This window comes from Vagococcus hydrophili (assembly GCF_011304195.1).
Classification (GTDB): domain Bacteria; phylum Bacillota; class Bacilli; order Lactobacillales; family Vagococcaceae; genus Vagococcus; species Vagococcus hydrophili.
This window is the reverse complement of sequence record NZ_CP049887.1, coordinates 784,666-803,681: the sequence shown is the minus strand read 5'-3', so window position 1 is coordinate 803,681 and position 19,016 is coordinate 784,666. Positions and strand designations below refer to the sequence as shown.

The following is a 19,016-nucleotide window of genomic DNA, read 5'->3' as shown; positions in this document are numbered from 1 at the left end:
TTAAAATAGTTATTTGAAATAACGCACGTATTAACTCATTGACGATAATTAGTATCAATGAGATACTCGTTATGTAATAAAACTAAATACTGTTACCATCGCAAAGGGGAGCATTAGCTGAGATTGAGTATGTATTTACTCTAAACCCTCGAACCTGAATTTGTTAGGACAAACGTAGGAATTGTGATGGAGTGAAAATATCTTTTTACTCCTCTTTTGTTGTATGGTCAGTGACACTACAATAGAAAGGGAGTTTTTATTATGCAATCATCAACATCAAGAGGTTGGTTAGAAGGAGCAATCGCCGCAGCATTTGCTATGGCATTATCATTTATACCGCTCAAGTTTGGACCGGGTTTCTCGATTTCTATCGGCATGCTACCCATCATCGTTTACTCTTTAAGAAGGGGATTTAAACCGGGCTTATATAGCGGTTTGATTTGGGGATTACTACATTTTCTGCTCGGGAAAGCCTATATATTAACTGTGTCTCAAGCGTTGATTGAGTATTTATTAGCCTATACATTTATTGGGTTTGCTGGCTTATTTCATGTCCAATTACAAAAAGAACTGCGCTCTAAAAGTGGAAAAGTTTGGCTGACACTTTTAATGGGAACCGTAGTAGGAACCTTGGCGCGTTATGTTTGTCATTTTTTAGCAGGGGTTATTTTCTGGGGGAAATACGCGCTATGGGGGTTAAGTCCAGTGACTTATTCATTAGTAATCAATGGAACAAGTGCAGTTTTAACGTCATTAGCAACCTATGCAATTGTGTTGTTACTAGCTAAAAAGAGTCCTAAAATTTTTATACCATAGATTAAGACGTGCAGTTATTTTGGCTGCACGTTTATTATTTTAACTAGTTTGCTTTACATACTAGTTAAAATTTGCTATATTACAACTACTATGTAAAACAAACTAGTTAGGAGGGGTGACGTGAAGCAGACGCAATTATTAAAAGGAGTTCTCGAAGGTTGTGTTTTAGCCATCATTCAAAAAGAAAAAATTTATGGTTATGAATTAGTACAAGAACTCAGAAAGTCAGGATTTGATGATATTGTTGGTGGCACGGTTTATCCTTTACTACAAAAGTTAGAAAAACAAGAAGCAATCAAAGGTGAAATGGAACCGTCTCCTGATGGACCAGATCGAAAATACTATACATTAACCCAAATGGGTGAGGAAAGATTAATTTCATTCAAAGAGCAGTGGCAAGAGTTAACCAAAAATGTGAATCATATGTTAAAAGAAGAGGGAGAAAAATAAGATGACTAAAGAAGAAAAATTAATTGAAAAAAATAATCAGTTGCGAGAACAATTAACGGTTGAAAATAAAGAGTATTATGAAAAAGTCTTAATTTATATTAGAACAAAATCTTTATTTCATGAGGAATTAGATACAGAGCTGATTTTAATGGAGCTGTTGCAAGATATCTTAGAAGCACAAGAAAACAGTGAAAGTGCAGAAAGTTTTTTCGGGAAAAATCCGCAACCAATGTTAGATAAATTGCTGGAACAATTACCGACTGTAGATAGTAAAAAAAGAATAAAATTAGTCTTAATGGTCTTTGGAATTAGCTCACTGTTCTCGTTGTTTTCCAGCTTAACGAGAATCAATCCAAGTATTAATTTTTTGGCATTATTATTTAACGGACTAATTAGTTTGGTCTTTGTAAAGATTATCTTTTCAATGATGAATCAGTTTACCTTTAAACCAAATGCGAGTAAAAAAAAGGAGTATGTTATTGTTTTCTTAATTAGTTTTCTATTTTTTGGTCTAACTTTTGTATCAAATTATTTAGGTGGTTTTTGGCTAAGTATACATGTGCCTTCTATGACAGGCTTATTTCTGACTTGGGGAGGTCTAGTAATTTATGCGTTGTGGATTCTCTTAAAGAAGAAAAAGGAGTACTACTATTCGATTTTAAGTTTAGCTTTACTAAATTTCATTCCAACCGTTCAACATATACCAAGTGTTAATGGGTTACTTGCTTCTAACACGAATAAAACAATTTTTATTGTGGTCATCGTGGTTTTAATTTACGGATCGATGTATATAAATTTACGGAAAATGAGAAAAGAATAAAAATATCTCACGAAATGAATTATCAATTTCGTGAGATGTTTTTTTATGCTTTTTCCTGTTTTCCAACTTGCCCCATTAAAGCAGCAAAGAAAAATCCTAAACCGATTGTTAAGAAGATATGTCCAAGTCCAGCAATTCCGGCAATCATGGGTGAATCAGCTTTACCTAAAACGGTCATAATTCCATGAGTCAGCATCATAAGTAGCGTGATTCCTAAACCGCTATTGTAAAGCGCGTAGAATTTTTTATAGTGTTTGTGCTCGCTTAATTTAAAGGCTTTTTCAAGTAGTAAAACAATTAAGAAGAAAAACATCCCTAAAATTAAAATGTGAGTGTGCAGTGTACCTAATTGACTTTTTCCTTGGAAATCATTTATTTTCGTAAATTCTCGGTAAAATAATCCTGAAGCAAGCCCTGCAATCATATATGTCATGCTTGTTCGTACTAATTTTTTCATGTAAAAAATCCCCTTTATTTTTCTGATAATTAGTAGTTTACATATAAAGTGACAAAATGTCACTTTATATGCTTGAGAAAAAATAAAACACCCAATGAGGGGGATCATTGGGTGTTTCTCATCGTTAAATTATTTATAGGAGTTATATCGTCGTGATGATTTAGAAAAATATTGCGTTAAGCAATAAACAATAACTAAGACCATCGCGAGTTTGATAAGAACTGCTACTATTCCGACAATAAAAGGTAATACTTTTAGGCCTACAAGTATGATTAGTGCAATGACTATCACGCGAAGCCAGCTACTTTTTTCATTCATCTGATTTCTCTCCTGTCTTGTTGATGTCTTAATAATAGCATCAGTTTTCAGAAGAGACGTCATGCTTAAGTCCGATTTTTATGGTAGACCTTTAGCAGAATAAAAGCTACGGCGCTTGTCGCAATTCCTGCTACAAGTGCTTCTGGTACGCCGTTTATCAAGATGACAGAAAGCACTGCTTTATAAAGTCCAGCACCAACCTCCATTTGTTTAGCGGTGGCATAAGCATCTTGAAAAACAAAGTAAATGAGGTTCATAACTAAAATCGTATTTACTAATGACCCAGAAACCCCTGCTAGAAAAAGTGACGTCTTAGTTTTAAGCTCTCTTTTTTGTAACCATTTAAAGACGTAAAAGGGGACGACACCCGTTAGTATTCGCGGAACTAAGGCAATCACTAAAGACCAAAGACTGGTTTCGTTCGTACCAAGTACCGGAATAAAGGGAGAAAAAGCAAAAGACAAAGCGGAAGGTGCAGTGGTATTGATAGCAATACTTAACACACCAAATGTTAAACCTAAAAGAGCCCCAATGCGAGGTCCTAAAACAATGCCTCCAATGATTACAGGGATATGGACAAGTGTGGCTTTAATAAAACCTAAATTGATAAATCCAAGTGGTGTAAAGGAAAATAGAAAAATAATCGACATAAAAATTGCCGTTAAAGTGAGTTGTTTCGTTTTCAAAGCTAGTTACTCCTTAGGTTGATTTAAAATCTGACATACAGTGTTAACAATGACATCCACATCTTCCAAGGCACCTTTACCATAATCGCCGCAAGCTAGAAGACTCGTTTTAGGTTCAATCAGTTGATAACCGTAGCGAGTTAATGTTTCCAAATTATCTTGCATGGCAAGATTTTCATACATATAAGTATTCATGGCTGGAGCAATTAATTTTGGAATATCATGAACAGCTAAAGCGGTTGTTGAGAGCATATCGTCAGCGATACCGTTAGCGATTTTTCCGATAATATTGGCTGAAGCTGGGGCGATTAAAAATAAATCTGCTCGTTTAACAAGATCAATGTGATTAATTTCCATGGGATTTTCTTCTAACATCACATCCGTGTGAACGTGAGTTTTAGATAAAACTTGGAGTGTTAAAGCTGGAATTATTTTTGTGCTATTTTGTGTCATAATCACTTCCACATCGATGTTTCTTTTCTTTAATTGACTGGTGATATCAGCCGCTTTATAGGCCGATATACTAGCAGAAATACCAAGTAAAACAGTAGGCATATGTCAGACTCCTTTTTAGTTTGATAAAATAATTTTTTTGATACCTTGAGCGATGTCTTGTTTAGTTGAAAAACGTTGTTCAATCCCATTTTTAGAAACCAGTAACGCATGATGCTGATTATCGCTAATTTGAGTTAAATCATTGGCAAGAATCAAGTCTGCTTGATTTTTTGTGATGCTTTCTTGAGCAATCGAAACGAGATGTTCTTCTGAAACATCCACCAGTAATTTAAAGCCAATCAAATGAGTCTCAGGTTGCCACTGTTTGATATGACCAATTACTTTTGGTGCTTTCTTCATCATTAAAATGAGTTTCTCGTTTTTTGAACTTATTTTCTTTTGAGCTTTTTGTTGAAGGGCTTCCGAATCAAATAAGCTATTTTTAATAATTTCTGTCAGTTCAGCTTCTGTTGTAAATGACTGCTTCATCACATATTGAGCGATGGTCTGAGCTAGTAATACTTCGTCTGTTGCTGCATCTAGCTCATAATCACTGACAGCCATACTATGAATTACGTAATCAAAAGAAATCGTTGTTAAAAGCTTTTCCATGATCGTATATAGTTCTGAAACAGAGGCAATTGGGTAAAATTGACAGTTGCTAGCTTTAGGTAAGACGGCTTTTGGACCGTGAACATAGTGAATGGTAATGCCATCTTCTTCTAAGGCTTGTGCAATTTCTTTTCCTAAACGACCTGTTGCATGATTTGTTAAATGGCGGACATCATCTATTTTTTCAGATGTCCCGCCAGAAGTAATTAAAATATTCATTGTATAAAACTCCTATAGTTAACGAATGTCTTCGATTATTTTGTGACTAGGTGCTAAAGATTCATTGATAATAGTTGTAACTAAATGTTTCAAAGGGACTGGGTATACTTTGTTGGCAGTCCTTTTGATAATAGGTAAATGAGTAGAGATTTTTATGGCAACACCTTGTGTGTAAACAAAAGGTCTTTTCTTAGTTGTCACTAAACCACTTCTAATAATAATAGTTTGGTTTTTCTTCATAAATAAATCAGCTTCGGCTTTTTTCTTTGCCTCAATATAACCACAGGGACCAGCTTTTGCGGATAAGAAAAGATAAGGTGCTTGTTTTTCTTCTGCTTCATCACTGATTAATTGATTGGCAAGAAGAATCATTTTATCGTAGGTTAATCCTTTTTTTCTATTTTCAAAAAAGATGCCAATAAGATTAATGCAACATGTTTTATCCGAGATATACTGTTTCCAAGAGTTATCCTTAAAAATGTCGATACTTAGCCAAGTAATCAGAGGAGAGGACATCCAAAGTTCTTCTTCTCTAGGTTTACCATGTTTTGAAATACTAACAACTGGAAGGTTTCGATTAATCACTTCTTGACAGACGGCTTGTCCAATAAAACCACTGCCGCCAAAAACGACAAAAGTGGGCTTCATAACAGGTCACTCCTTTTATCCTATTTTATATGGTACTCATTTTAACATACTCTTTAAAAGTAAGGGAGAAAACAAAGCTTGAAAAGGATGATGTTTACTTTTATTTAAGCTAAAAAATTGATAGAATGTACAAAGTAGCTAATTAGAAAAGAGGACAAAATTCATGCGAATTTTATTTTGCGGAGACGTAGTAGGATCATTAGGAAGAGACACAATTACCACTTATTTACCAAAATTAAAAAAGAAGTACCGCCCACAAGTTACCATTATAAATGGTGAAAATGCAGCAGCAGGTCGCGGTATTACTGAAAAAATATATAAAAAATTCCTTCAAGATGGGGCCGATGTGGTGACTCTAGGAAATCATACGTGGGACAATCATCAAATTTTTGAATTTATTGACGAAGCTAAAAAAATGGTGCGTCCAGCTAACTTCCCTAAAGCCACAACACCAGGCGTTGGAATGGTGTTTGTTAAGGTTAATCAAGTAGAACTTGCGGTGATTAATTTACAAGCCAGAGCCTTTATGACAGCGATTGACGACCCTTTTACTGTAATTGATGAATTAATCGAAGAAGCGAGCGCGCGAACACCGAATATTTTTGTGGATTTCCACGGAGAAACAACTAGTGAAAAACAAGCCATGGCTTGGTATATTGATGGTCGTGTCTCAGCAATTGTGGGAACTCATACCCACGTTCAAACCAATGATGCCAGAATTTTACCACAGGGAACAGGTTATATTACTGACGTTGGGATGACTGGTCCTTATGATGGGATTTTAGGGATGGACCGTACAGCTGTAATTGAGAAGTTTAGAACAGCGTTACCACATCGTTTTGAAGTCGTAACAGAAGGTCGCGAGTTACTATCTTATTGTGTGATTGATATTGATGATGCCACAGGTAAGACGAAAAAAATTGAAGCAAATATGATTAACCCAGATCGTCGATTTAAAGAATAGAGGATACTGACTATGGAAAATCGTGAATTTCAATATGAAGAAAAAATAGCTAAATCTTTAGATATGTTATTAACCCAACTTGGGGAAAATGAAGTGATTAAGTCATACAAAGAGATTGCTCAAAAAGTCGATCAACACGAAGGTTTAAAAGAATTAGTTGAAAGTATTAAACGTCATCAAAAAGATGCGGTTCAATACGCTCATTACGATAAGCCGGAAGCTGAAAAAGAGGCGATTCGTTTAGCTAATACCAAACAAAAAGAATTCGATGAACATCCTTTAGTGATTGTTTACCGAGAAAAACTAGTGGAAGCCAATGATTTACTTCAATATGTGACTCATTTATTAGAAAAAAACGTGAATGATGGTTTAGAAGAAAAAATAGAGCACAAGAAATAGAAAGGGTGTTGCCCGGTGCCGCAAAAAACAAAACACACACCAATGATGGAACAATATTTTAATATTAAAAAAGGCTATCCAGATGCTTTTTTGTTCTACCGATTAGGTGATTTTTACGAAATGTTCTATGACGATGCAGAACAAGTCTCACAATTATTAGAATTAACCTTAACAAGTCGCAATAAAAATGCAGATGATCCAATCCCAATGTGTGGCATTCCTCATCATGCAGCCCCTGGTTATATCGATCGATTGATTGAAAAAGGGTATAAAGTAGCTGTCTGTGAGCAAGTTGAAGACCCTAAGACAACTAAGGGAATGGTTAAACGTGAAGTGGTTCAACTAGTGACACCAGGAACGCGGTTAACTAATAATGACATGGGATCAAAAGAAAATAACTATCTAACAGCGATTACGTTGATTGAAAACACAGATAACTATAGTTTTTCTTATGCTGATTTAAGTACTGGGGAGATTAAAGTAACCTTGCTTAGTTCGGTGGATAGTATCATCAATGAATGTGAAAGTTTACAGACCAAAGAAATTGTCGTGGGTTCAACGATTGGTGAAGATTTAGAAGAAAAACTAGAACAACACGGTATTTTGATTTCAAAACACCAAGCAACAGACACCATCACTTCAGAGATGAGTGCCTTAATTGCTAAACTAGAAAGTGAAGACTTAATTTTAGGTGCCAAAACCCTGATTTCATATTTACAAATTACCCAAAAAAGAAGTTTAGACCATTTGCAACAAGCAGTGAGTTATCAAACAGATCACTATTTAAAAATGGATTATTATTCTAAATATAATTTAGAACTCGCTCAGTCGATTAGAACGGGGAGAAAAAAGGTACCTTGCTTTGGTTGCTTGATGAAACCAACACAGCAATGGGCGCAAGACTTCTGAAACAATGGTTAGATCGTCCTTTAGTGGAAGAGTCAGGAATTGTGACACGTCAAAATATGGTGGAGAGTTTACTAAATGCTTATTTTGAACGAATGGATTTAAAAGAGAAATTACGTAAAGTCTATGATTTAGAACGTTTAGCAGGTCGCGTGGCGTTTGGAACGGTTAATGGTCGTGATTTAATCCAATTAATGACCTCACTTAACCAAGTGCCAAGCATCAGAGAAGTTCTTGAAGGAATCAATCAGGGAGAATGGGATGAATTATTGGTTGATTTAGTCCCTGCTTTTGAATTGGTTGCTCTGATTGAAGGAGCAATTAACGAAGAAGCCCCCCTTGCGATTACAGAAGGAAATGTGATTCGTGATGGTTACAATGAGCAGTTAGATACTTACCGAGATGCCATGAAGAATGGCAAACAGTGGATAGCTGAACTTGAAACCAAAGAGCGCCAAGCAACAGGAATTAAAACCTTAAAAATTAAATTTAACCGTGTCTTTGGTTATTTTATCGAAGTGACGAAAAGTAACATTGATCAGTTGCCAGAAGGTCGTTACGAAAGAAAACAAACCTTAGCCAATGCTGAACGCTATATCACTCCTGAATTAAAAGAGATTGAAACCTTGATTTTAGAATCAGAAGAAAAATCTCAAGAATTGGAATATCAATTATTCCTTGGTGTAAGGGAAGAAGTCAAAAAAGAAATTGATTTCTTGCAAAAATTAGCTAAATCATTAGCAAGTTTAGACGTGATTAAGAGTTTTGCAGATGTGAGTGAACACTATCATTACGTGAGACCGACGTTAGTTAGTCATAAGCACCATTTGGAACTTGTGGAAGGGCGACATCCGGTAGTTGAGAAGGTCTTGGGACATCAGGAATACGTGCCAAACTCTGTCATGATGGCTGAAGACACGTCTATGTTACTGATTACTGGACCGAATATGTCAGGTAAGAGTACCTACATGAGACAATTAGCTTTAACTGTGATTATGGCGCAAATTGGCTGTTTTGTTCCGTGTGAGAAAGCGACCTTACCAATTTTTGATCAAATCTTTACTCGAATCGGGGCGTCAGATGACTTAATTTCAGGTCAAAGTACGTTCATGGTGGAAATGATGGAAGCCAATCAAGCCTTAACGTATGCCACACCGAGAAGTTTGATTTTATTTGATGAAATTGGACGAGGAACGGCTACTTATGACGGAATGGCCTTAGCGCAAGCGATTATTGAGTACATTCATAAAAATGTCAAAGCCAAAACACTATTTTCAACTCACTATCATGAGATAACGGTTCTTGAAGAAGAGCTATCTGGTTTGAGAAATATTCATGTTGGCGCTGTTGAAAAGGATGGAGAAGTGGTCTTTTTACATAAAATGATGGAAGGACCGGCTGATAAGAGTTACGGGGTTCATGTCGCCAAATTAGCAGGATTACCAGATAATTTGTTAACCAGAGCGTCAGAAATCTTAGAGCACTTAGAAAGTAAAACGCCAGAGATGGTGACAGAAATAAAACCAGAAGTTAAAGAAGTCGCACCAATTGTTGTAGAAGAAACAGAGCAACTTTCTTTATTTAGCGGAAATTCTGAAAAAGAAACAGCTGTGCTAAATGAATTGAAAGAGTTAAGTTTACTTGAAATGACCCCAATGGATGCGCTAAATTATTTGTTTAATCTAAAAAAACAACTTTAGTAAATAGGAGGGAAGTGTCATGACGAAAATTGAAGAATTATCTCAAACGCTTGCCAATCAGATTGCCGCAGGTGAGGTAGTTGAACGCCCTGCATCAGTTGTCAAAGAATTAGTAGAAAATGCCATTGATGCTGGGAGTACTCAAATTGATATCTTTTTAGAAGAATCAGGCTTAAAGAAAATTCAAATCGTGGATAACGGGGAAGGCATTGAAGCGGATGACGTGTTGAATGCTTTCAAGCGCCACGCCACAAGTAAAATTCATAGTCGAGATGATTTGTTTAGAATTAGATCACTAGGATTCCGTGGGGAGGCTTTACCCAGTATTGCCTCAGTCTCAGAAGTAACGTTGGAAACATCCACAGGAGTAGGCGACGGGAGTTATCTTTTCTTATCTGGTGGTGAGGTGAAGGAGCATAAACCTCATTCTCTTAGAAAAGGAACGAATATTACTGTTGAAAATTTATTTTTCAACACGCCAGCTCGTTTGAAATATGTTAAAACCCTTCAAACTGAGTTAGCTAATGTGGGAGATATTGTTAATCGACTAGCCATGAGTCATCCTAATGTGGCTTTTCGTCTTGTTCATGATGGTAATAAAATGCTAACAACAACAGGTAGTGGGGATTTAAAACAGACCATTGCGGGAATTTACGGGGTAGCGACAGCTAAGAAAATGTTAGAAATTAACCGAGAAGATTTGGACTTTCATTTATCAGGTTATATTTCGCTACCCGAAGTCACTAGAGCGAGTCGTAATTACTTGTCTTTGATTATTAATGGTCGCTATATCAAAAATTATGTCCTCAATAAAGCAATTGTTGAAGGTTACGGCTCTAAATTAATGGTGGGGCGTTTTCCTTTAGTTGTTCTGCAAATTGAAATGGACCCTTTACTGGTGGATGTGAACGTTCATCCCACCAAACAAGAAGTTCGTTTGAGCAAGGAAAAAGAATTGGTTGTCTTAATTCGTGAGGCGATTCGCGAGGTGTTAAGTGATCAGCTGCTAATTCCAAACGCAAGTGACAGTGCGCCTTACAGAAAACGTCTCGCGCAAGAAGATAAAGTCGAACAATTAGGCTTTAATTTTTCGGAAAGAAAACCAAGAATAGAACCAGCTAAAGACGTTGTACCAAGTGATTTGATTTTTGATCAAACAACGGGTGATTTCTACGTGAAAAAGGACCAGACGAACTCATTATCAAAAGAACCTGTGATTACTTATGAAAAAGAAAGTCGCCCGCATTTTACGGAAGAAAAAACATCTTTTCATGTGGAAGAAGATCATGTATCAGAAGAATTAAATCAAACAATGAGTGAAACAAATCCTTCTGAAAAGAAAGATGTTTTTCCAGATTTAGATTATTTTGGACAAATGCACGGAACTTATTTGTTTGCTCAAAATGAAGAAGGGCTATTTATCATTGATCAACATGCCGCACAAGAACGAGTGAAATATGAATATTTCAGAAAAAAAATCGGTGAAGTAACCAATGATTTACAAGAATTACTTGTGCCAATTGTTCTGGATTATTCGGCGGATGATTTAATTCGAATCAAAGAAAGTCTACCTGTTCTTGAAGAAGTGGGCATTATTTTAGAAGATTTTGGTAATAATAGTTTAATCGTCAGAGCCCATCCCACTTGGTACATCAAAGGGCAAGAAGAGAGTATCATTCGAGAGATGATTGATATCTTTTTAGAAACAGGAAAAGTTAGTGTGGCGAAATTTAGAGAAGATACAGCGATTATGATGAGCTGTAAACGATCAATTAAAGCCAATCACTACTTAGATGAAAAACAGGCAAGAGCCTTATTGGAGGATTTAAAATATTGTGAAAATCCCTTTAATTGTCCTCATGGTCGTCCAGTTTTGATTCGTTTTACTAACAATGACATGGAAAAAATGTTTAAGAGAATTCAAGACCCACATTAAGGAGAGGTTCAGATGACAGTTATACTTGCTTCAAGTTCACCAAGAAGAAAAGAGTTACTCCAAAAATCAGTGACCGACTTTTTAATTAAACCAGCGGATATTGATGAAACAGTAGCGCCACACGAATCACCTTTAGATTATGTGGAACGCATGGCAAAAGAAAAAGCAGCACCTATTGTGAGTGAACATCCTGATGATATCGTCATCGGTTGCGATACAACGGTTGTTTTAGGTGACTTGATTATGGGAAAACCTAAAACAGATGACGATGCAAGAAGCATGTTAGCTCAGTTAAGTGGTACAATTCATCATGTTTTAACGAGTGTTTATATCTATACGAAAGAAAAAGTTTATCAGAAAACAGAAACAGTAGAAGTCGATTTTTACGAGCTAACTTCAACAGATATTGAAAACTATCTTTCGACTGGAGAACACCGTGATAAAGCGGGCTCCTACGGTATTCAAGGACAAGGTGCTTTATTTGTGAAAGAGACTAGAGGGGATTATTATTCTATTGTGGGATTCCCAATTGGTTACGTTCACCAAGTGTTAAAAGAAATTCTTTAAGGAGGCAGGTTGTTATGAAAAAGTCACAAGAAGAATTACGTAAAGAATTAACACCCTTACAATATCAAGTCACTCAAGAAAACGGAACAGAACATCCTTTTTCTAGTGAGTTCGATCAATTTACTGAAGAAGGTATTTATGTGGATATTGTTAGTGGTGAAGCTTTGTTTTCATCAAAAGATAAATACGATGCTGGTTGTGGCTGGCCTTCGTTTACAAAGCCAATCGCAACACTTCAAGAGTTAGAAGATAATAGCTTACGCCGCATGAGAACCGAAGTGAGAAGTCAGGAAGCAGATTCCCATTTGGGGCATGTTTTTCCAGATGGACCAAGTGAAAGTGGTGGCTTGAGATATTGTATTAATGGCGCTGCGTTGAAATTTGTACCGGTGTCTGAAATGGCAGAGGCTGGGTATGAGGAATATTTGGTGTTGTTTGAATAGATAGACTGAGTTAGAACAGAAAGTAATCTGTTTTAACTCAGTTTTTTTGTTAACATCTGTTAAGGTTTGTGAAAAAGACTTTTTGTAAAATAAATTATAAGCAAAATTGCTTATGGATAGAAAGGAGAGATTAAGGTGAAACGTTCTATAAACTGGATGAAACAAGTGAAGTTATGGGTTATCTTTTTAATTTTAGGTAGCTGCCTATTGTCGTTTTCACAAATAACGAAAGCAAGAGAACAGACAGTTAAAGAAGCAGACACAGAAATAGCGAGTTCTTTTTGGTCAATAGGCTATTCATGGTATTACAATACAGGTGAAAAATTGCCTAAACAACCAGTGTATGGAGAAAACTGGTTATTAGAGATTATTCAAAAGGGCGATATTATTTATGAAGCAACAGGGTTTGGTGGTCTAACAGGTCATATGGCAATCGTGGGTGCGAGACGTTCATAACTGAAAAGGTTATGCCAATGAGTCATTGAGAACTTTTAGCTTGAGAGATGGAATGAAAAAGTAACGATTGGAAACATCTCCCTTAAACTTCGACATGCATTTATTTGTATGAAGCTCGATAAAGTCGATTGAACAACACCGTCATGTAAACGAAAGAGATGATTGTTTAAATCTTGTGTTGGATAAATCGGAGGTCGTAGAAAACTAAATAAGGTGAGTATGACATTGTCTGACGAACCAGTGAATGAAAACTTTTATTGCCAAGCATAGAAATGTGTTGATTGATTAGAGGATGAGTAGCGGACACGACCCAAAAATCCTTGGTATGTTATAGGCATATCTAGAATCAATGGAGTATAACTGGCACCTAAGTTTAGGATGGATAGAGCTAAAGGAACGTCGAAAGCTAAAGTGAAATAGTTTTAGTGAGAGCGGTGGTAGGATCGATGAGTGCTTTGTAATGAAGCAGGAGAAATAGCCACTAGCCAACAAGTTAAAAAAAGTTCAATGAATAAACAAAAAATTCACCCAAGAGTTTTTTTGTGATATGATTAAGTTGAATTAAAATCCGTTATTTGAACTTTTTTAGTTGGTGGAACGCCGTGTGCGGTGAAAGTCGCATGCACGGTGTGGAGCAGGGGAAAAGTTAGCGATCACTTCAAAGACTTACCTATTGCTATAAGGAATATATTATGACGAGGCTTATCAAACAAAGTATGTCAGGTTGATTGAAGCCAGTGGCTATTTTAAAGGGAAAATAGTCGCAAAAGTATTTCGCTCAGTTTTAGATGAACAACGAATAAAGGAGCGAAAAGTGGAAGTTTACCGATATAAAGAAAGAACAGAAGATTTGGTAGATGAGGTAATCGCTTTTTGTGTCTCTCAATTAGGGAAAAGTTATTCTTTAGACTTTTCTCATAGTTCGGATGATCAAAAGGCAAGTTGGTATTGTTCTTTATTAGTTTGGGCAGCCTATAAAAATTCTGGTATTGACTTGGAGTCTCAGCATATCTGGGCTCATCCCGGTATTACTCCAAAAGAAATCAGAAATTCACCAAAAGTGTATCGAGTGATTTAGAAAACGTTACATATTTTCAAAAAATCTACTGTTAATAAAGGAGAGGTTGATATGGGAACAGCTTTAGTGACTAACAAAAAAGAATTTATTACAGAACTTCATGAAAGTCATGTTATGCCTAGAAGCTTTACTCAAGGTGAAGTTATTATGAGTCATTGGAAAGATAACTATGCCAGTATTTTTGTAGAGGAAGGTATCTTAAAAATGACAAGTGATGATTCTTCGGGTACTGTATTTAACTTACAACATATCAGTTCAGAGCAGCTAATCCTCTCCAATTCGATTGTAGATGACGAAGTGATGTGTAAGTACGATTTGGAAGTCGTATCTGAGACTGTTAAAATCTATTTTATTACAGCAGAAGATTTAAAATATTTTGTGTGTCATTCAAAAGGAGCTTTACTTTACACGGTGAATAGTCTTCAAAAGCAAGTTACTTTCTTATGGTCAAAATTAAGCGATTTTTCGATTAATGGGAAAATCGGATCTTTATGTGGTCAGTTGTTGATTTGGTCTTATCTGTTTGGGGAAAAACGGGAAACAGAAATTACGATTCAACTAAAAGTGACGTTACAAGACTTGGGATATGCATGCGGTATTGCCCATATTTCAGCAGTATCTAGATTGTTAGCACACTTAAAAAAAGAGAATGCAATTCGGGTTCAAAAGGGTCAAATAAGTATATTGGATTTAGAAAAATTAAAAGAATACTCACCTAAAATTGAAGAATGGTTTAAATTAAACGAATTAGAGAAATGGTCGAAATTAAATGAATGAATCAGTAAAAGATAAATAAATTAGGAGGAAAGATACATGGAAATAGTGAACAAAGTGATGTTAATCGTAAATGAATTATATGAGCTATATTATATGTTTCAGTAGAAGCCATAAGAAAAGAATATAGAAAGAGCTAGTTAGTATTGTAAATGGTACTGACTAGTTTTTTTGTAAAAAAAATCAAACTAGTTAACTTTTGTTAAAGAGAAAAAGTTAGGTTAAACCTATACTTAGGTTATTCAAAGGAGAAAGGACTGAAGAGATATGTTATCAAAAAAAATATTTCTAAAACGAGTACTAATAAGCGGAATGATCATGTTGCCGGTGACTAGTTGTGGTTTAACAAAAGTTTACGCTAAGGATCGTATCGTTGAGCCAGAGATAAAACAAAGTGAAAGCGTCGTTGACTCAAAAGGGAAAAATAATGAATTAGATGACTATATCTATGGCTTGAATTATGACCCTTTAAAAATTCTGAGTTTTCAAGGTGAGACAATAAAAACAACCCCTCCTACTGAAACGGATTGGCGTGAAGGTAAATTTTATGTGATTGAAAAAAAGAAAAGCAGTATGACGGATGGGAGTGCAGATATTTCAGTTCTATCTAACAATGAAGGATGTTTATACCCAGGTTCTATTTTACTGGCTAACAGAGATTTAGCTGAAGGTCGACCTACAGCGGTTTCAGCTAATAGAAGAGGAGTCACACTGTCCATTGATTTACCAGGAATGACTGAAAAAGATAATCAGGAAACTGTTAAAAAACCAAATTATGGAAATGTGAATGGCGCGGTTCAAACACTTATAGAAAGATGGATAAAAAATTATCCAGAGTATAAAGAGGTACCATCAAAAGTTGAGTTTCAACAGTCAGAAGCTTACAGTATGTCTCAATTAAAAACGCAATTTGGTTTAGGATTTGAACAGGCCGCACAAAAACTAAATGTTAATTTTGAAGCAATTAGTAATGGGGAATCACGCTGTATTGTTCTTAAATTTAAACAAATTTATTTTACAGTCAATGCTGATTTAAAAACGTCTCCGGGTCAATATTTTGGAAACAATGTAACTGCTAGTGATTTAGAGCGTCGAGGAGTCAATCAAAGTTCTCCGCCTGCTTATGTTTCAAATGTGTCCTATGGTAGAACTGTTTACGCTGCTGTAGAAACAAATAGTAACAGCGACAAATTTAAGTTAGCTGTTCAAGCAGTTATTAAAGGACAAGATATTTCCTCAGATGTGGAATTGAAACAAATAGTTGAAAACTCAACTTTCAAGGCAGTCGCTTATGGTGGTGGAGCAGGATCTGCTAGTAAAGTAGTTCAAGGTAACTTAGATAGTATTAAAGAGATTATTGACGAGGGGAAATATTTTACAAGAGATACACCTGCAGTACCGATTTCTTTTGGAACTGTGTTTCTTAAAGACAATGCTCAAGCTGTGACTAAAAATACGACTGATTACATTGAAACAACCGTGAAAGAGTTTAGCGGTGGAGCTATAAATTTAGTTCATAGTGGATGGTATGTGGCTAGATATTATATTAATTGGGATGAAATTTCTTATGATGGGAATGGTCAAGAAGTACTAACTCCTAAGAGTTGGATAGAAAACGATCAAGATAAAACAATGGGCTTTTCAACAACTATTCCTTTACCTGCAAACGCTAGAAATATTCAAGTGAAAATCAAAGAATGTACAGGATTAGCTTGGGATTGGTGGAAAGTAGTCTATGACAAGAACAATCTACCACTAACTAATAATCGAACCATTACTATTTGGGGAACAACACTTGTCCCGGATTGTGATGATAGTTCAACCTAAATAAAGTGAGGTAAATGAATAATGACAATGAATAAATATTTCTGGGAATTGGTATGTAATCCACTTTTATTAGGATTGTTGCCTATCATAAACATAGAAAAAGGGTGTGATTAAAAATGACATATGCATTAATTGTGTTTTATATTTTATTATTTATCTGAGTTTAAGAGATGGAGGGAAGAATGATGATGTTGAAGTTAGTAATACTCTACCTTCTTTGGTTAATTTAAAGTAGAAAAGATTAAATTTTAAGGACAAGCTAGTTTATCATAACTGACTTTTAAGAAATGAAAAGTCGTGAGTGATAGATTGGCTTGTTTTAATGAGAAAGGTTAAGTGAAAAATGAGAAAGAAATATCGTTTATTATGTGTACTAGTTTTGAGTAGTTTGTTGTTAACAGAGGTTAGTTATGCTGAGGATACTACCAAAAAAGAAGAGTTTTTTCATTTAATGGAAGAGGGGAAACAGTTGCTTAAAGAAAATAGGGAATACCCAAAGAAAAATCCCTTTGGTTTGATGTCGGTTTTACTTGTTTTGCTATCTTGCTCAAGTGCTGTAGCGTTATTTATAAGTAGAGGTGGTAAATGAGTCTATTAAAATTGAAAAATCCGTGGAAATCCCTAGCTGTTCCATTTTTAGTTGGGAGTAGTTTTATGCCTGATTGTGTTAGTGCCATGTCACTTTTGGAGGGGGTGGACACTACCAAAATTACGGTAGAAAAAAACCAGTTGAACCAGAAGGGGATCTTAACCGAGGGAAAAGAGGAAGAAACATTGGATGTCTCTAAAATAAAAATTATTTTTAATAATGAGGAGCAAGAAGAAAATCAAGATTTAGTCGAATCTGAAGAGACAGAAAATTTTACAGAGAGTATCAGCCAGCATGATTATATCAACGATGACATCAACAGTATTTCTAGTGATGAATTTGATGAAGAAGAGCCGATGGATAATTCTTCTGAGTGGGTAAAAGAAATATTTAGCCCCAACACAGAGGGGAATAAATTGTTTAACGAGATGAATGAACAATTAAAAAAAGGCTGTAACAGAGTAATTCAAGGGAGCGATTCTGCCAATCAAGATATCGTCGAATTAATTGATGTGATAGAAAATAAACTTGATGTAGATGTATATGAAGAGAATGAAAGAATCGATTATGTCTATGCACCCATTGCGTTATCTGGAAAATATGATTTCAAACAAATAGAAGAAAAGTTAACGTTTCTTAAATTAGACCATTTTTTAAAAGGGACAACCTCTTTCGATTTTTTACCAAATCATCTTCATTTGAAAATTAAAAGAAATGAATTACCAATTATTGTTGAAGATGATAAGGTTATCTTAGATAAAGGGAAGTATTTGAAAGTCTTGGGTCTAAAACAAATTAAAGGCACTAGTAATATTATATTAATGAACGCAGAAGTCATACCGGAAGAAACTGGATTTAACTATCTTATGGTATTAGAAAATAAACTTAATGACGTGGTTAATAAAAAAATAGAGTTATCAGCGGAGAGTTCTTTGATGATGTTCACAGGTAAATCACTTTTTACTAATTTACATCTAGATAATATCACTAAGGCGTTGGATACGTTAGGAGATACTACGGATTTGAGTTTTGATGAAGTAAAACGACTGTGTCAAACGTTTGAAAAAAAAGGTGGAAAGATACTTATAGGTGATCGTTCTATAGATTCTTATACGAGGAAGCTAAGTCCCAATGTTAGCTATGATTCAGTTAATAACGTGGGTCAAATTATTTATGATGTAGACACTGAAAATTACTACGGAGTAAACCCAGCAACCATTCAAAGTTATTTTATTGAGTTATTAAAAATGATGGATGTAAAAAAAGAGCAAGCTCTTCAAATAGTGAGTGAAAAACATCAAGAAAAAACAGAAAGTGTGGATTTATTTGATTTACTAATGGAAGAGCAGTTGAATGTACCAACTAATGAGCCATGTGTAGAGACTAAATTAGCTGAAAAGAAAGTTAGTTCAACCGATGTGACTAAACAATTAGCCGAAAATGTTCTAGATATGATGACGCTCATTAAAGAAATGCCGACAGTAACTTCTAATCAATTAGAGGAAGTAAGATATCATGAAGAGTGTTTGATAGATGCGTTAATGAGTTCAGAAGAAAAGAACGTCCATCATGAAAAGAAAACAACTGATGTTGAACAGGTTAGGGAAGAAAAAGTGAATAATGATTTTGAAGAGAACGAAGCCTCTTGGAAATTGAACTATGTGACAGAAATATCCCTAGTATTTATTCTATCAACATTTTCCACATGGTTTATAACGCGTCGTTACTCAAAATAAGAGAGTGTGGTATAAGTTTTTATGCTTATATCATACGCTCTTTTTCTTGCTACATTGTTTAATGCGTAAATCATGGCTAAATCTTCCTAAACTATGTTACAATCTTAGGGAACATGCGTA

The 19,016-nt window shown here is 35.3% G+C and carries 19 protein-coding genes, 1 pseudogene and 1 riboswitch; of the genes and pseudogenes, 15 read left to right on the top strand and 5 right to left on the bottom strand.

What is annotated here, in order from left to right:
* Nucleotides 1-94: 94 nt before the first annotated feature.
* Nucleotides 95-198, top strand: a riboswitch (TPP riboswitch).
* Nucleotides 199-261: 63 nt separating this feature from the next.
* From thiT to G7082_RS03900, 3 genes are all read left to right on the top strand, one after another.
* Nucleotides 262-816 (top strand): energy-coupled thiamine transporter ThiT, encoded by a 555-nt coding sequence (gene thiT / locus G7082_RS03910; RefSeq protein ID WP_166033915.1) that lies wholly within the window; start codon nucleotides 262-264, stop codon nucleotides 814-816.
* A gap of 120 nt (nucleotides 817-936) precedes the next feature.
* The gene (locus G7082_RS03905) at nucleotides 937-1,266 is read left to right on the top strand and encodes a PadR family transcriptional regulator (protein WP_166033914.1); all 330 of its coding nucleotides are present in this window, start codon (nucleotides 937-939) and stop codon (nucleotides 1,264-1,266) included.
* Between the two features lies 1 nt (nucleotide 1,267).
* Nucleotides 1,268-2,086: a DUF1129 family protein gene (locus G7082_RS03900; RefSeq protein WP_166033913.1), complete on the top strand. Its 819-nt coding sequence runs from the start codon at nucleotides 1,268-1,270 to the stop codon at nucleotides 2,084-2,086.
* Nucleotides 2,087-2,129: 43 nt separating this feature from the next.
* Here G7082_RS03900 and G7082_RS03895 read toward each other — a convergent pair whose 3' ends face one another.
* From G7082_RS03895 to G7082_RS03875, 5 genes are all read right to left on the bottom strand, one after another.
* The gene (locus G7082_RS03895; RefSeq protein WP_166033912.1) at nucleotides 2,130-2,543 is read right to left on the bottom strand and encodes a DUF2871 domain-containing protein; all 414 of its coding nucleotides are present in this window, start codon (nucleotides 2,541-2,543) and stop codon (nucleotides 2,130-2,132) included.
* A gap of 383 nt (nucleotides 2,544-2,926) precedes the next feature.
* Nucleotides 2,927-3,511, bottom strand: a complete 585-nt coding sequence (locus G7082_RS03890; protein WP_238842707.1) for an ECF transporter S component — start codon at nucleotides 3,509-3,511, stop codon at nucleotides 2,927-2,929.
* Between the two features lie 42 nt (nucleotides 3,512-3,553).
* Nucleotides 3,554-4,102, bottom strand: coding sequence for a phosphopantothenoylcysteine decarboxylase (locus tag G7082_RS03885; RefSeq protein WP_166033910.1), 549 nt, complete (start codon nucleotides 4,100-4,102; stop codon nucleotides 3,554-3,556).
* A 15-nt stretch (nucleotides 4,103-4,117) separates the two neighbouring features.
* Nucleotides 4,118-4,873 carry a phosphopantothenate--cysteine ligase gene (gene coaB / locus G7082_RS03880; protein WP_166033909.1) on the bottom strand — a complete coding sequence of 252 codons (756 nt, stop codon included), beginning with the start codon at nucleotides 4,871-4,873 and terminating at the stop codon, nucleotides 4,118-4,120.
* A gap of 18 nt (nucleotides 4,874-4,891) precedes the next feature.
* Nucleotides 4,892-5,521: an NAD-dependent epimerase/dehydratase family protein gene (locus G7082_RS03875; protein WP_166033908.1), complete on the bottom strand. Its 630-nt coding sequence runs from the start codon at nucleotides 5,519-5,521 to the stop codon at nucleotides 4,892-4,894.
* 163 nt (nucleotides 5,522-5,684) lie between these two features.
* Between G7082_RS03875 and G7082_RS03870 the strand changes: the two genes are divergently transcribed.
* The 12 genes and pseudogenes from G7082_RS03870 (at nucleotide 5,685) to G7082_RS03815 (ending at nucleotide 18,896) form a co-directional block, all read left to right on the top strand.
* A complete protein-coding gene (locus G7082_RS03870; RefSeq protein ID WP_166033907.1) occupies nucleotides 5,685-6,485 on the top strand; it encodes a TIGR00282 family metallophosphoesterase in 801 nt (266 codons plus the stop codon).
* Between the two features lie 12 nt (nucleotides 6,486-6,497).
* On the top strand, nucleotides 6,498-6,884 hold the full coding sequence (locus G7082_RS03865; protein WP_166033906.1) for a YlbF family regulator: 387 nt from the start codon (nucleotides 6,498-6,500) through the stop codon (nucleotides 6,882-6,884).
* A 15-nt stretch (nucleotides 6,885-6,899) separates the two neighbouring features.
* Nucleotides 6,900-9,490: pseudogene (mutS, locus tag G7082_RS03860) on the top strand (DNA mismatch repair protein MutS).
* A 19-nt stretch (nucleotides 9,491-9,509) separates the two neighbouring features.
* A complete protein-coding gene (mutL, locus tag G7082_RS03855) occupies nucleotides 9,510-11,426 on the top strand; it encodes a DNA mismatch repair endonuclease MutL (protein WP_166033905.1) in 1,917 nt (638 codons plus the stop codon).
* 12 nt (nucleotides 11,427-11,438) lie between these two features.
* Nucleotides 11,439-11,993 carry a Maf family protein gene (locus tag G7082_RS03850; protein WP_166033904.1) on the top strand — a complete coding sequence of 185 codons (555 nt, stop codon included), beginning with the start codon at nucleotides 11,439-11,441 and terminating at the stop codon, nucleotides 11,991-11,993.
* A 14-nt stretch (nucleotides 11,994-12,007) separates the two neighbouring features.
* Nucleotides 12,008-12,436 (top strand): peptide-methionine (R)-S-oxide reductase MsrB, encoded by a 429-nt coding sequence (gene msrB, locus G7082_RS03845; protein ID WP_166033903.1) that lies wholly within the window; start codon nucleotides 12,008-12,010, stop codon nucleotides 12,434-12,436.
* Nucleotides 12,437-12,571: 135 nt separating this feature from the next.
* Nucleotides 12,572-12,892 (top strand): hypothetical protein, encoded by a 321-nt coding sequence (locus G7082_RS03840; protein WP_166033902.1) that lies wholly within the window; start codon nucleotides 12,572-12,574, stop codon nucleotides 12,890-12,892.
* A gap of 814 nt (nucleotides 12,893-13,706) precedes the next feature.
* Entirely contained in the window at nucleotides 13,707-13,970 is a 264-nt protein-coding gene (locus tag G7082_RS03835) for a YiiX/YebB-like N1pC/P60 family cysteine hydrolase (RefSeq protein ID WP_166033901.1), read from the top strand.
* A gap of 51 nt (nucleotides 13,971-14,021) precedes the next feature.
* Complete coding sequence (locus tag G7082_RS03830; RefSeq protein ID WP_166033900.1) at nucleotides 14,022-14,747, top strand: Crp/Fnr family transcriptional regulator; 726 nt, start codon at nucleotides 14,022-14,024, stop codon at nucleotides 14,745-14,747.
* A gap of 264 nt (nucleotides 14,748-15,011) precedes the next feature.
* On the top strand, nucleotides 15,012-16,571 hold the full coding sequence (locus G7082_RS03825; RefSeq protein ID WP_166033899.1) for a thiol-activated cytolysin family protein: 1,560 nt from the start codon (nucleotides 15,012-15,014) through the stop codon (nucleotides 16,569-16,571).
* Nucleotides 16,572-16,914: 343 nt separating this feature from the next.
* Complete coding sequence (locus tag G7082_RS03820; RefSeq protein ID WP_166033898.1) at nucleotides 16,915-17,160, top strand: hypothetical protein; 246 nt, start codon at nucleotides 16,915-16,917, stop codon at nucleotides 17,158-17,160.
* Complete coding sequence (locus tag G7082_RS03815; RefSeq protein WP_166033897.1) at nucleotides 17,157-18,896, top strand: hypothetical protein; 1,740 nt, start codon at nucleotides 17,157-17,159, stop codon at nucleotides 18,894-18,896. The genes G7082_RS03820 and G7082_RS03815 overlap by 4 nt, the downstream gene beginning before the upstream one ends.
* Nucleotides 18,897-19,016: the final 120 nt, after the last annotated feature.

What these genes read in the sequence shown, in the direction of transcription:
- G7082_RS03815 (WP_166033897.1), top strand. Translation starts at nt 17,157, where the DNA reads ATGAGTCTATTAAAATTGAAAAATCCGTGGAAATCCCTAGCTGTTCCA.
- G7082_RS03875 (WP_166033908.1), bottom strand. Translation starts at nt 5,521, where the DNA reads ATGAAGCCCACTTTTGTCGTTTTTGGCGGCAGTGGTTTTATTGGACAA.
- thiT (WP_166033915.1), top strand. Translation starts at nt 262, where the DNA reads ATGCAATCATCAACATCAAGAGGTTGGTTAGAAGGAGCAATCGCCGCA.
- G7082_RS03870 (WP_166033907.1), top strand. Translation starts at nt 5,685, where the DNA reads ATGCGAATTTTATTTTGCGGAGACGTAGTAGGATCATTAGGAAGAGAC.
- G7082_RS03850 (WP_166033904.1), top strand. Translation starts at nt 11,439, where the DNA reads ATGACAGTTATACTTGCTTCAAGTTCACCAAGAAGAAAAGAGTTACTC.
- G7082_RS03890 (WP_238842707.1), bottom strand. Translation starts at nt 3,511, where the DNA reads ATGTCGATTATTTTTCTATTTTCCTTTACACCACTTGGATTTATCAAT.
- mutL (WP_166033905.1), top strand. Translation starts at nt 9,510, where the DNA reads ATGACGAAAATTGAAGAATTATCTCAAACGCTTGCCAATCAGATTGCC.
- G7082_RS03820 (WP_166033898.1), top strand. Translation starts at nt 16,915, where the DNA reads ATGAGAAAGAAATATCGTTTATTATGTGTACTAGTTTTGAGTAGTTTG.
- G7082_RS03825 (WP_166033899.1), top strand. Translation starts at nt 15,012, where the DNA reads ATGTTATCAAAAAAAATATTTCTAAAACGAGTACTAATAAGCGGAATG.
- G7082_RS03895 (WP_166033912.1), bottom strand. Translation starts at nt 2,543, where the DNA reads ATGAAAAAATTAGTACGAACAAGCATGACATATATGATTGCAGGGCTT.
- G7082_RS03885 (WP_166033910.1), bottom strand. Translation starts at nt 4,102, where the DNA reads ATGCCTACTGTTTTACTTGGTATTTCTGCTAGTATATCGGCCTATAAA.
- msrB (WP_166033903.1), top strand. Translation starts at nt 12,008, where the DNA reads ATGAAAAAGTCACAAGAAGAATTACGTAAAGAATTAACACCCTTACAA.
- coaB (WP_166033909.1), bottom strand. Translation starts at nt 4,873, where the DNA reads ATGAATATTTTAATTACTTCTGGCGGGACATCTGAAAAAATAGATGAT.
- G7082_RS03900 (WP_166033913.1), top strand. Translation starts at nt 1,268, where the DNA reads ATGACTAAAGAAGAAAAATTAATTGAAAAAAATAATCAGTTGCGAGAA.
- G7082_RS03830 (WP_166033900.1), top strand. Translation starts at nt 14,022, where the DNA reads ATGGGAACAGCTTTAGTGACTAACAAAAAAGAATTTATTACAGAACTT.
- G7082_RS03865 (WP_166033906.1), top strand. Translation starts at nt 6,498, where the DNA reads ATGGAAAATCGTGAATTTCAATATGAAGAAAAAATAGCTAAATCTTTA.